Source organism: Sinanaerobacter sp. ZZT-01 (genome assembly GCF_035621135.1).
In the GTDB taxonomy this organism is placed as follows: Bacteria; Bacillota; Clostridia; order Peptostreptococcales; family Anaerovoracaceae; genus IOR16.
The window spans coordinates 3,073,430-3,086,228 of sequence record NZ_CP141728.1 but is presented as its reverse complement, the minus strand read 5'-3'; the positions used below and the strand labels follow the sequence as shown (position 1 = coordinate 3,086,228).

11 protein-coding genes and 2 pseudogenes are annotated in these 12,799 nt (G+C 37.3%); 10 read left to right on the top strand and 3 right to left on the bottom strand.

Features of this window, described 5'->3' with window-relative positions:
* Nucleotides 1–30 precede the first annotated feature (30 nt).
* From U5921_RS14905 to U5921_RS14895, 3 genes are read left to right on the top strand one after another with little or no spacing between them, the layout of a single operon-like run.
* Nucleotides 31–1,197: a phosphopentomutase gene (locus tag U5921_RS14905; RefSeq protein ID WP_324824244.1), complete on the top strand. Its 1,167-nt coding sequence runs from the start codon at nt 31–33 to the stop codon at nt 1,195–1,197.
* A gap of 9 nt (nt 1,198–1,206) precedes the next feature.
* Nucleotides 1,207–2,511, top strand: coding sequence for a pyrimidine-nucleoside phosphorylase (locus U5921_RS14900; RefSeq protein ID WP_324824243.1), 1,305 nt, complete (start codon nt 1,207–1,209; stop codon nt 2,509–2,511).
* Between the two features lie 26 nt (nt 2,512–2,537).
* Nucleotides 2,538–3,284, top strand: coding sequence for an IclR family transcriptional regulator (locus tag U5921_RS14895; protein ID WP_324824242.1), 747 nt, complete (start codon nt 2,538–2,540; stop codon nt 3,282–3,284).
* 243 nt (nt 3,285–3,527) lie between these two features.
* Here U5921_RS14895 and U5921_RS14890 read toward each other — a convergent pair.
* A pseudogene (locus U5921_RS14890) lies at nt 3,528–3,751 on the bottom strand (transposase); the annotation flags it as partial.
* Nucleotides 3,752–3,922: 171 nt separating this feature from the next.
* Here U5921_RS14890 and U5921_RS14885 point away from each other — a divergent pair.
* The 4 genes from U5921_RS14885 (at nt 3,923) to U5921_RS14870 (ending at nt 9,036) form a co-directional block, all read left to right on the top strand.
* Nucleotides 3,923–5,296 carry an amidohydrolase family protein gene (locus tag U5921_RS14885; protein ID WP_324824241.1) on the top strand — a complete coding sequence of 458 codons (1,374 nt, stop codon included), beginning with the start codon at nt 3,923–3,925 and terminating at the stop codon, nt 5,294–5,296.
* Between the two features lie 15 nt (nt 5,297–5,311).
* On the top strand, nt 5,312–6,706 hold the full coding sequence (locus tag U5921_RS14880) for a YfcC family protein (protein WP_324824239.1): 1,395 nt from the start codon (nt 5,312–5,314) through the stop codon (nt 6,704–6,706).
* A 27-nt stretch (nt 6,707–6,733) separates the two neighbouring features.
* Complete coding sequence (locus U5921_RS14875; RefSeq protein ID WP_324824238.1) at nt 6,734–7,891, top strand: M20 family metallopeptidase; 1,158 nt, start codon at nt 6,734–6,736, stop codon at nt 7,889–7,891.
* Between the two features lie 635 nt (nt 7,892–8,526).
* On the top strand, nt 8,527–9,036 hold the full coding sequence (locus tag U5921_RS14870) for a metal-dependent hydrolase (protein WP_324824237.1): 510 nt from the start codon (nt 8,527–8,529) through the stop codon (nt 9,034–9,036).
* 120 nt (nt 9,037–9,156) lie between these two features.
* Here the strand turns inward: U5921_RS14870 and U5921_RS16250 are convergent, their stop codons facing one another.
* Nucleotides 9,157–9,237 (bottom strand): putative holin-like toxin, encoded by an 81-nt coding sequence (locus U5921_RS16250; RefSeq protein WP_417765064.1) that lies wholly within the window; start codon nt 9,235–9,237, stop codon nt 9,157–9,159.
* A 575-nt stretch (nt 9,238–9,812) separates the two neighbouring features.
* Between U5921_RS16250 and U5921_RS14865 the strand changes: the two genes are divergently transcribed.
* From U5921_RS14865 to U5921_RS14855, 3 genes are all read left to right on the top strand, one after another.
* Entirely contained in the window at nt 9,813–10,502 is a 690-nt protein-coding gene (locus U5921_RS14865) for an S-layer homology domain-containing protein (protein ID WP_324824236.1), read from the top strand.
* Nucleotides 10,503–10,864: 362 nt separating this feature from the next.
* Complete coding sequence (locus U5921_RS14860) at nt 10,865–11,119, top strand: TfoX/Sxy family protein (RefSeq protein WP_324824235.1); 255 nt, start codon at nt 10,865–10,867, stop codon at nt 11,117–11,119.
* Between the two features lie 33 nt (nt 11,120–11,152).
* Nucleotides 11,153–12,052 carry a ribonuclease Z gene (locus U5921_RS14855; RefSeq protein WP_324824234.1) on the top strand — a complete coding sequence of 300 codons (900 nt, stop codon included), beginning with the start codon at nt 11,153–11,155 and terminating at the stop codon, nt 12,050–12,052.
* Between the two features lie 276 nt (nt 12,053–12,328).
* Here U5921_RS14855 and U5921_RS16245 read toward each other — a convergent pair.
* Nucleotides 12,329–12,721, bottom strand: a pseudogene (locus U5921_RS16245) (HDIG domain-containing metalloprotein); the annotation flags it as partial.
* Nucleotides 12,722–12,799 lie beyond the last annotated feature (78 nt).

Sequence of the window (12,799 nt, the reverse complement as noted above, 5' to 3'; positions counted from 1 at the left end):
GATTAAAAATTAAAAGAAAAGAGGGATAGGATGAAACGAGTGACATTGATTGTTCTGGATAGTTTGGGAATCGGGGAGTTACCGGATGCAGCTGAATATGGAGATCAGGGGGCAAACACGTTAAAGCATATTGCTGAAAAGATGACAAGTTTTCATATTCCAAATTTGCTTCAACTTGGATTTGGCGGAATTGATGGTGTGTCAGGAATTGGAAAAGTGCAAAATCCGATCGGCTCTTATGGACGCCTAGCTGAAAAATCGAAAGGCAAGGATACCATTACGGGGCATTGGGAAATTGCAGGCCTCTTGACGGAAGTACCGTTTAAGACTTTTCCAAAGTTTCCCGATCAATTTATGAAAGAATACGAAAAGGCTATCGGTCGAGAGACATTGGGGAATTATGCAGCTTCCGGCACAGAGATTATTAAAGAGTTGGGGGAAGAACATAAGAAAACTGGAAAACCAATCGTATATACCTCAGCAGACAGTGTATTTCAGATAGCAGCAAATACAGAGGTGATCCCTTTGGAAGAACTATATCACTTCTGCGAAATTGCAAGAAAGATGCTGGTTGGAGAAGTTCAAGTCGGCCGTGTCATTGCTCGACCTTTTACAGAGAAGAACGGTGTCTATACCAGAACTTCCGATCGTAAGGATTATGCGGTTTCTCCAACGGGAAAAACGGTTTTGGATCATGTAAAGGATTCGGGGAAGACCGTTTATGCTGTTGGAAAAATCAGTGATATCTTTAATCATCAGGGGGTAACGGAATCCGTTCATACTTCGGGAAATATGGATGGAGTCGATCAGACAATTGCAGCATTAAAGCAAGAATTTAATGGACTGTTGTTTACAAATCTCGTGGACTTTGATTCTTTGTATGGTCATCGGAGAGATCCACAGGGATATGGAAAAGCAATTGAGGCGTTTGATCGACGACTTCCTGAAATTATGGAAAATATGGGAGAACAAGACATTCTGATGCTTTGTGCTGACCACGGTAATGATCCCGTGCACAGCGGATGGGATCACACCAGGGAACATGTACCGATTCTTATTTATGGAAAGGCGGTAAAAGCAGGTGTAAATTTGGGAACCAAAAAGGCTTTTGCTGATATTGGGGCAACTATTTCGGAGTATTTGGGGGTCGCTCCAACAGAAATCGGAAGCAGTTTTTGGAGTGAGATTAAAGCTTGAGGGACGATTATGAATATGAATGATATGATCTTAAAAAAGAGAGAGGGAAAGACATTAACACGGGAAGAAATTCAATTTTTTATTTCTGGATATACAAAAGGAGTGATTCCTGATTACCAGGCAGCAGCATTATTGATGGCAATTTTTTTTCAGAAATTAACGGATGAAGAAACGTTTTATTTAACAGAAGCGATGCAGCATTCCGGTGATATCATTGATTTATCTGCAATAAAGGGAATCAAGGTCGACAAGCATAGTACCGGAGGCGTTGGTGATAAAACAACATTAATTGTAGCACCAATTGCGGCAGCTTGTGGCGTTCCGATTGCAAAAATGTCGGGAAGGGGTTTGGGTTTTACAGGCGGAACCATCGATAAATTAGAATCCATTCCCGGTTTTCGGACTGTACTTGAACCGGAAGAATTTGTAAATCAAGTCAATGAGATTGGACTTTCTGTAATTGGTCAGACTGCGCACATTGCAGCAGCAGATAAGAAATTGTATGCACTTCGAGACGTTACAGCTACAGTAGACAATGCATCTTTGATTACGTCAAGTATTATGAGCAAAAAATTGGCAGCGGGAAGTGATGCCATTATCTTGGATGTAAAATGTGGAAAAGGTGCATTTATGGAAGAGATGGAAGAAGCGGAACATCTAGCAAATCTTATGGTGTCTATAGGAAAGTCTGCGGGAAAGAAAACAATTGCGATCATTACTGATATGAACCAACCTCTTGGAAATGCAGTTGGAAACAGCTTGGAAGTGCAAGAAGCAATCAATACCTTAAAAGGGGATGGACCGAAGGATATAGAAGAACTCTGTCTACGGTTGGCGTCCTATATGATTTTTGTAGGTGAAAAAGCAGATTCACCAGAACACGGCTATCAATTAGCACAGGAAGCGCTAGACACGGGAAGTGCATATAGAAAATTTTTAGAATTTGTAGAACGTCAAGGCGGGATTGTTTCAAAGGAGCACGGTGATATTTCTTTGTCGCCAGCTGCTTATGAGAGTAAACTTTTTGCGAAGGAAGAGGGATATCTCTTGGAAGTAGAAGCAAAAAAGATCGGAGTCGCATCTCAACATACCGGAGCTGGAAGAGAAACGAAAGAAGATACCATTGATCTTTCAGCTGGAATTCTACTTCATAAAAAGATAGGTGATGCTGTGAAAAAAGGGGAGTGTTTAGCAACTGTTTATGGTAACAGAGAGGATAAAGTACAAAGAGCGATGACCGAACTGGAAGATGCATTTACTTTCAGTAAAAAGATGCCTCGAAAAATATCTCTGATAAAAAAAATCATTGAGTAAGGGGCAGAGAAAGGATAACCATATTCATGAAAAAAGTGACTGCTATTAATAAAGCAATCTTTATATTAAATGAATTTACTAAAAAACCATATTCCTACACAGCGAAAGAACTAAGTGAGAAATTAGGGTTCAGTAAGCCGACCGTACACCGCATATTAAATGAATTGGAGGAATTTCGATACATTCGGCGCACTTATGATGGCTTATACACAATTGGATACAAAGCTTATCAAGTAGGCATAATTTATGCGAATCACACAGATATTTTTTTAGAGATTCGAAGGATAATTGATGAAGTTGCCAGAAAAACGGGGGAACAGGTTGGCTATGCTGTATTGGAAGGAACGGATGTGGTGAGTATTTATGAATCACAAATGCAGGATTCTAGGATTCGCTATATTGCCGGTGCGGTTTATCCAATTAATGCAGGTTGCTACGGAAAAGTATTGATGGCGTTTTCACATTCAATTAATGAGTTGCGTGAGATTGTTCCTAATTTGAATTTAGAAAGAGTTTCGCCCGGAGCGATCATGGACCCGAAAGTGCTATTAAAGGAATATGAAAAGATAATCGCAAAAGGGTATGCTGACAGTATAGATGAATATTTAGATGGCACGGTTGGATTAGGGGTTCCTGTTTTTTTTCATGATGGTAGTCTTCATGGTTGTATCTCCTTGGGTGCGATCAAATCGAAACAGTTTGATGAAAATAAAGAAAATTATATAAAGGATTTATTAGAAGCATCACGAAGTATCAGCTTGATTTTGATATAGAGAATGATTTATCGGCACATAGCAAAAAATTCAAGGTCATTTTGATACGAATAGTACACAACAAATTGATATATTTGGGTTAAGGATATCGATACTGAGAAACACAACTACTAAAGGGTACAGAAATTAATTAAGCGATGAATAAGGATTGAATGTATAGGGCTATAAGCCCTCATTACCGGTCAGCGTCTAAAGGGCGCTGATTTTCTTTTTGTTCAAGTTGAGGGGAGGTGTAGTACTCAATTAACCCTTGAAAGTTTCGGTATACTCTTTCACACTTAATTGATTTAAATCAATGTCATGCTTTTTCCATTCTTGAATGTATTTTTTTATTCTCCTTTCGTTTAGCCCCATGATGCTTATATAATAGGTTTTTTATAAAAATGTTGGTTTTCATATTAGTATTTTAGGTTTGCATGATTATCAGATATCATTAACGCACATTTTCCTCTAAGATAATAAATAAAAAGTCTGATAAATCAGTCTTATTTTTATTGACGTTGTGCGGAGCAAGTGATATACTACATAAAAGTCCATATACTGACCCCATTCCACATTGTGGACTTTTGGAAGTGTGTAATCATATATCGATTGCAAAGCATAAGAAAAGATTAATTGAATAAGAAAGGAGGGATATCATGTTAGACATCCTCATCAAATCTGCACAGTACCCTGATTATGAGAAAGGCGAAATGCTCAATGGTGACATTGGTATCAAAGATGGAAAAATTTTGAAAATAGGAAAGGTTACAGAATCTGCGAAGCAAGTTATTTCTGCTGAGGGAAAGGTTGTTTCTCCCGGTTTTATTGATATTCACATGCATGAAGAAGATTTTATCAATGAAGGGGAGCGGTATGTTATTTCAGAGATGATGTTGAAAATGGGGGTTACGACTTGCTTAGGCGGAAACTGTGGTTTACAGCATCAAAGTGTAAGAAGCTTTAAAAAAACAATCTCACGTTTGGGTGGAGCCCCAGTGAATTATATGCTGCTTGCCGGCTATAACAGCATGCGTACTCAAGCAGGAATGGGGCGCTATGAGGAAACACCGGAGATCCTTGTATCAGAAATTTCTAAAAAGATTAAAAAGGAAATTGAAGATGGCGCATTTGGAGTTTCTTTTGGATTGGAATACGATCCTGGGATTACCTTTGATGAAGTTATTAAGGTGCTAAATGAGCTGACTTATGATGATATCTTTGTATCGATGCATTATCGTGAAGATTCAGCAGGATCTTCGGATGCAATTAGGGAAATGATTGAGATTGCAAAGGTATCAAAGAAAAAGTTCCAAATTTCACATTTGAGTAGCTGTTCTGCAATGGGACAAATGAAGGATGCATTAAAGGAAATCAATGATGCAATTGTAGAAAATCCAAAATTAGATTACGACACCTATCCGTACAATGCTTTTTCAACTAGTATTGGTTCAGCTGTTTTTAATGAGGGATGCTTTGAACGCTGGAATAAAAGCTATGAGGATATACTTTTGACGGATGAGCCATATAAAAACTGTTTTTGTGATAAAGAACTGTTTGTAAAGGCGAGAAGTGAACATCCGCAAATGTTGGCAGTTGCATTTGTCATGAATGAAGAAGAAATTTCTGAGGCGATTTCTAATCCATATGGGATGATTGCAAGCGATGGGATTATTAATAATGGGAATGGGCATCCTAGAGCAGCCGGGACTTTTCCAAGAGTACTTGGGCGGTATGTGAGAGAAACAAAATGTATCTCTATGATTAATGCATTGCGCAAGATGACGTTTGAACCAGCGAAGCGATTAGGATTAAATCAGAAGGGGCAAATTCAGGAAGGATTTGATGCAGACCTAACTATATTTGATCCAAAAATTATTATGGATGGAGCAACTTTTGAGGATATTACGGTTGCGCCAATCGGAATTAATTTTGTGCTCCTGAATGGGAGTATTGCATTGAAAGACGGAAAACTTATCAATGATCGACTTGGCCAGTTTATTTCTTCGGAATTAAAAAAAAATTACACTTAAGAGGAGGCCTTTAATATGGAAACGAAAAAGAAATTACAAGTACCGCACGTTTATATCTTATTAATTGGTATTATTTTAGTTTGTTCTGTGCTTACTTATATCATTCCGGCCGGACAGTATCAAATGATGACTCTTGAAAGCGGGAGAGAGGTTGTTGATCCATCTTCTTTCCAAAATGTTGAAAATACCCCTGTAAATCTGATGGGGTTCCTTACTTCCATACCGAGAGGAATGGTTGAAAGTGCCAGTATTATTTTCTTTATTTTTATTGTAGGGGGGAGCTTTACTGTTTTACAGGATACCGGAGCAATTGAAGCTGGACTTGGACGTCTTACGAAAGCTTTATCCGGAAGTGAAATTATTATTATACCTGCAATTATGATTGCATTTTCTTTAGGCGGAGCAATTATTGGTATGGCAGAGGAGACATTGCCGTTTATACCAATTATGGTCAGTTTGGCAGTTGCGATGGGTTTTGACTCGATGACAGGGACGGCTATGGTCTTATGCGGAGCAGGCTGCGGCTTTGCCGGAGCTTTTATGAACCCGTTTACAATCGGGGTTGCACAGGGAATTGCAGGGTTACCGTTATTCTCTGGAATGACACTTCGTATCGCTTTATATATCTGCATGCTGGTTGTGACCATTACTTTTGTCATCCTTTATGCAAGAAAGGTAAAAAAAGATCCAAAATTATCCTCGATGTACGATGTTGACGTCGCGCGGGAAGATAAGCTTGATTTGTCTAATCTGCATGAATTTGGGGGAAGAGAAAAACTGATTTTATTGGTATTTGCTGCATCCATTGTTCTTTTAATTTATGGTGTTATAAAATACGGATGGTATATGAATGAGATTGCTGCACTCTTCTTGGGGATGGCTATGATTGTAGCTGCAATTGGACGGTTAGGTTTTAATGGATTTGCAAATTCTTTGGGAAAAGGAATGGCTGATGTAGCGGCTGGTGCGTTGATCGTTGGATTTGCCAGAGGAATTCTTGTCGTTATGACAGATGGAAACATCATACACCCAATTCTTTATGGTGCTGCAACTTTCTTAGGGAAACTTCCGGCAGCGGTAACTGCAGTTGGAATGTACATTTTCCAGTGTTTCTTAAACTTTATTGTACCTTCAGGAAGCGGACAAGCGGCTGTATCAATTCCAATTATGGCACCATTAGCAGATCTAGTAGGTGTTACAAGACAAACGGCTTGTTTGGCATTTCAATTAGGGGATGGGATTTCTAATATATTTACACCGACCTCTGGTTACTTTATGGCAGGATTGGCACTTGCTAAAATTCCTTGGACGAAATGGGCAAAATGGATACTTCCTCTCATCTGTTTGCAATATACTATAGGTGCAATATTTGTTATAATTGCACAGATGACAAATTTTGGACCATTTTAATTTTTAAGCACTTAAAAGGAGTGAGCTATGAAGGAACGTATTAAAAAAAATGCGAAAGAGTATCTTAACGATGCCTTTCAAATAGCGAATTATTTATATGAAAATCCTGAGCTGGGATATCAGGAAGTAAAAGCTTGCGAAGCACTATGTAATGCTTTTAAAGAAGTTGGATTTGAGGTAGAAAGAAATATTTATGAAATTCCAACTGCTTTTAAAGCTACTTACGATAGTGGGAAAGAAGGAGCTAATATTGTTTTATGTGCAGAATATGATGCATTACCGGATATTGGACATGGATGTGGTCATAATCTGATTTGTTCAATGGCATTTCTCGCTGCAGTTGCTTTGAAACCGATTCTTCCTGAAATTGGAGGAAAGGTTGTTGTTTTTGGAACGCCGGCGGAAGAAACAAGTGGTGCAAAGGTTGAGATGGCTGAACGTGGTGCTTTTGACGATGCTTCTATTGCCATGATGGCACATCCCGCTCCGGTTTCTGAAGAAAGCGGCTCTTCTCTCACTTTGATACCTTTGCAGTTTCAGTATTATGGAAAGGCTGCGCACGCAGCTGCTTCTCCGGAAGAAGGAATCAATGCACTGGATGCGGTGATTTTACTTTATAACGGAATTAATGCAATGCGTCAGCATGTTCCAAATGATGTGCAGTTTCACGGATACATTTCAAATGGAGGATCGGCACCTAATATTGTTCCCGATTTTGCAGAAGCGCGCTTCTATATTCGTGCAAAGAAAAAAGCGACTGCAGAAGCTGCGATAGAACGTGTAAAAAAGATTGCAGAAGGTGCTGCTTTAATGACAGGTGCACGCTTGGAAATGTCACATTTTGAAGCAACTTATTACGATCTAGTAACCAATCATGCGTTATTAGAAGCATTTACTGCAAATCAAGAGGCACTTGGAGATCATGTAAAGCCTGCGGAAGCTGGCATTGGTTCTTTGGATTTGGGAAATGTAAGCTATAAGGCACCTTGTGTTCATGGCTGGATTGGATTTAACGATTCTTCATTAGTAATTCATTCAAGAGAATTTGCAGATCGTACGGTAACTGATGAAGGAAAAGAGCTACTCTTCCGAGGTGCATGCACGATGGCACTTACTGCATATGATGTTCTTACAGATAAAGAGCTTCTTGCTCGTATACGAAAAGAATTTGAAGTTGCTAAATAAGCTAGGTCAGTTTGTATAAGTATTTGTTTAAAAGGTCAGAGTCCAGCTTTTCTGAGCAGACTCTGACCTTTTTATCGTGAATCTAAATGGAGAGTGTTAAAAATCCATAGGTGCAGAATACATCGCTTGGAATGTATATGGAAAAGTGCTATAATTAATAAAAGGCTTCGATAAAATACAGATTAAATAAGAGTTATAAAAGGGAAAATCAATTATAAAATCAAGCCTTTCTCCGATTCAAAAATAAAATTTTTTATAGGAACTTTTAATTTGCTGCTTCAAAAAGGTAGGCTTTTTACTAAATTTTTATTAGGCAGTGATATTAAACGAAAATTTAATACCAAAGATGCAGTATGTCGCATCTTATTTTTTTGTTTATGTTTTATTTTTAAGCCTTTTGAATTTGAGAATAAAGCATAAATAATTGATATTATAATAGGACGCACAATGTGTTTCTAAAAATTGTAGATAAATCATGTTATAAGAAAAAGATTAGAATTAAAGGGTGAAATTTAATAACCGCATAATCAATATGCTCTGTTAGAGCCATTTTATCCCGCTAAGTAAAAAATTATCCGAGTAGAAGCAAGATATCTTGTATATGAAATAAAATTAGCAGAAGAGGTACGAAAAAAATGAATTATATAACGCACGCATTAGGAGGAGTTGCTGCAGGATTTGCTGTTATTTCAGCAGTAGGGGTCCATGAGCCAGTTCAAGAAAGCATAATAATGACAGGAGCAGTATTGGGATCATTATTTCCAGATATAGATCACCCAAAAAGCTGGATTACAAATAAAGTACCGCTTGCGGGCACGATCATTTCCAGATTATTTAAGCATAGAGGCTTTTTGCATACACCATTATTTATTCTGATTACATGGGCGTTCATATCTTTTTTTACTCCAATTTGGATACAAGAAGCAGCAGAATTATATAGGATAGTGTTATTTTTTAATGGATTCATCCCTGGGATGCTGTCTCATTTAATCTTAGATACACTTAATGTACAAGGAGTCATGTGGTTATATCCTATATCGCGAAAACGATTTAACCTTTTGTCGATTCGAACGGGAGGTTTTGGGGAGGCTGTTGTTTGTGCAGTTTTAAGTATTATGCTTTTTGGACAATATAAGGGCTTTTAGCCTTTTTTCTCTTGCACAAAGTTGAGAACTATGATATATATTAGATAAGAAAAGGATTACCGCTTTTGGTAGGGCGGCAGATCCTAGATAGAATGAGCCACCTTTTTTAGGTGGCTTTCGTTATTTCTTACTGTGTAAACACAGAGAAATGACTGCTACAATTAATAATCCAAATTGAAATAATTCAGAGTATGTAATCATTGCATCACCCCCCTTCAGGGAAAGTGATCCGCCACCAAGCGATAATCCTTATAGTAAGTATAACAGAAAAGAAATTTTATTTCCTTAGCTTTCAAAGAAAAAATCTTTTACTGTTATCACCCTGATACACCTTGTGGAAATAAGAAGTTTTTGATTCCAGCATTTCCACTTTATATATATATATGTTGGATTTAAAGAGATGCAGCCGATCGAAGTGACACACTGTAGAGTTGAAATAAAGAATTAGATCGTAATTTCATAGGAATGATTTTCTAACAAACAACTTAAAAGGTTTACAATAATATGTAAAATGTAAAATGTAAAAACCTTAAGAACAAAATGATAAAAGCGAGTGTTTTTTAAATTCAAGTCTTATGGATTTTAAAATATTTTTCTTGAATTACAAACAATTTCAAGGTAGGATAAAAATAGAACAATAGAATTTCTAATCATAAATTTACGGAAAAGAGAACGAGGGGATAGCGTGTAGTTTAAGTTAGAGAAAAGAATGCGATTGAGATGAGTAATAGAAGAAAACAATCGCTTGATTATAAAGCATAGGGGGAAAATTTTAAATGAAAAAGATATCTGTTATTACATTGACGGCGATACTGCTCTTTACAACTTCAGCAGTTTACGCTGTGAAACAGCAAACATATAAAGACCTGAAAGCAACCAATTGGGCTTATGAATCTATTCAGGCCATGTCAGATAAGGATGTTATGAAAGGCTACCCAGACTCGAGTTTTAAGCCTCAAAGTACAGTGACTTATGGTGAGTTCATTAAAATGATGGTGGTAGCAGTAACAGGAGAAGTATTGAAGGTAGCGGAAAAGCCGCACCATTGGGCACATAACTACTATAAAGAAGGGTTGGAACTGAGTTTATTTGAGGAATCAGAGATCGATATTACTATGCTCGATCAGCCGATTCCTAGAAGTGATATGGCGCTCATCATAAGTAATGGATTGGAAAAGACCGGAATTGAAAACTACTCAAAGATTGAGGCGATGGTCAAGGATGTAGAAAGCACTACAAAGTACAGCTATCAGATTATCAAGTCTTATGCAGCAGGCATTCTTTCCGGTTATAGTGATGGCACGTTTAAACCACAAGGTACTTTGACACGTGCAGAGTCTTCCTTAGTGCTGTATCGATATATCGATGAGAGAAAGAGAACACCGATTAAAATTAATGAGAAAAAGACTCTAAATGACGTGGAAAACAACACAGAAAATATTGATGCCAAGGAAAGTGTGATTTAAATATTTTATTTCATAAATTTTAATGATTTGTATAAATCATCATAACCTTTTATATAATAATTTTCAATAGAGTAAGTTATTTCTTCGTCAGGAGATAAATTATAAACAGTAACTCTTGAATTTTTCTTCGATTGTAAAATAGATAATCCGTCAGTATAATATATTTTTATAGCAAAATCGTTTGGATCAGCAGGGTCCCATAGCTTCGAATATAATATCATTCATAATGCAGGGCAGCCAAAAATGGAAGAAGATGCTCTGATGCGAGATGCAATCATTGGACAGTATAGATGGACAAAAGGGTGAGAGCTTAGAAGAACCATTAATGAAAAACTACAGTTAGTTGAAACGAGGAGCTTTACATGAGAGAATTATCAAAATTACCCAATATAGGTAGAATTGTAGAAATGCAATTAGAGAATGCAGGAATTAAAACAATAGAAGAATTAAAGGCAGTTGGAAGTAAAGCGGCTTGGTTAAAAATCCGAGAAACGGATCCTTCAGCCTGTATTCATAGGCTATATGGGTTAGAAGGCGCCATAAGAGGAATAAAGAAAAGCTCTCTGCCAGAAGATGTAAAGCATGACTTGCGAGATTTTTTTGAATCGTACCAGTAAGTAAAACGGTGTGAATGTAAAGGAGCAAATCAAATGATTGATGTATACCTGCCGGGTACAGGAGGTATGATTCCGCAAAAAGAACGGTGGCTTAGTTGCTGCTGGGTTGAACATCAAGGGAAAGCGATATTAATTGATTGCGGAGAAGGAACGCAAATTGCATTAAAAGAAAGCGGTTGTAAAATAAGCCATTTAAATACGATATTATTTACACATTTTCATGCAGATCATATAGCAGGACTTCCTGGGCTGCTGCTCACGCTTGGAAACCATGGAAAAAAAACACCGTTAACACTTATAGGGCCATCGGGGTTGAAAGGCATCTTTAATGCTTTAACAGTGATTGCGCCGGTTATACCTTATCCGATAGAAATAATTGAATTAAAAGGTGATAAAAATGTATTTAAAATTGATGGATCTGAGTTGATGTATGCTTCATTAACGCATAGTATTCCATGTTATGGATATAGCATTATATGGAAAAGAAAACCGATATTTAACCCACAAAAGGCGGACAAACTGGGAGTACCAAAAAAGTTCTTTAGAATTTTGCACACAGGAATGGCCGTGAAATTAGACGACGGGCGTATTATTGATCCGCAATCGGTTTTGGATGGAGTGCGTAATCCGATTAAGCTTTGTTATTGCACAGATACTTCATCGAATGATTCAATGATAAATCTTGCAAAAGATGCAGATTTATTTGTTTGTGAGGGAATGCACGGAGAACGTGACATGCAAAAAAAATTTGAAGGCAAGGGGCATATGCTGTTTCATGAAAGTGCATATATCGCAAAAAAAGCTTGTGTGAAGGAACTATGGCTTACACACTATAGTCCTGCTTTAAGAAATCCAGACGATTATGTTGAATCAGCGAGAGAAATTTTTCCATATACGAACGCTGCGCATGATGGAATGCATACAAAGCTTTAAAACAAAATTTACAGACTTTTTTTATATGGGCTTAGCTTTTGTTTTTCCACTTTTTGCTTTTCCTTGAATTTCCGGTACTGGGTCAGTATCATTTTTGGGTATGTGTGTTTTGTGGTTACTTTCTGTGCCATGAGGTTCTTTGGGATCTGGTCTTTTCATGCCTGCCTTAGCCATAATCGAACTCCTTTCCTTTTTTATATTTAATTTATCTAAAAATAATTGAATATTTTTTTCTTCTTCTGCTAAATTCGCATTGGTTCTTCCGAGCCTGTCACATAAACCCAGTAGAGCGACTTCAGTAATGTTTGCATTTTTTCTTAATCCTTCTAGATCAGAAAATGGCAGATCTTTAATCACAAATAAGATGTGCATATGATATTTGATTAAGGAACATACTTGATTTATAAAGTGTGTATCTTTCGTAAATGCGGACAAAAAATTATACGCTAATTCAGCTCCAGCTATATCATGCTTATAAGAGATAATTTTCCCTTTTTTTATCTTTGTTGTGGAGGGTTTCCCGATATCATGAAGGAGAGCCGCCCACATGAAAACCGAAGGATTACGGCTTTGTTTTTTTCTTTTAGCAGCTTCATCAATAACAAGCATCGTATGATTCCAAACACTGCCTTCTGGATGATAAAGTGGAGATTGCTTTGTTGACTGCATGGATAAAAATATTGAAAAAGGGTATTCCTTACAGCAATCCGATTCAATAAAATGATTCATAAAGTGGGATGGCGTGTT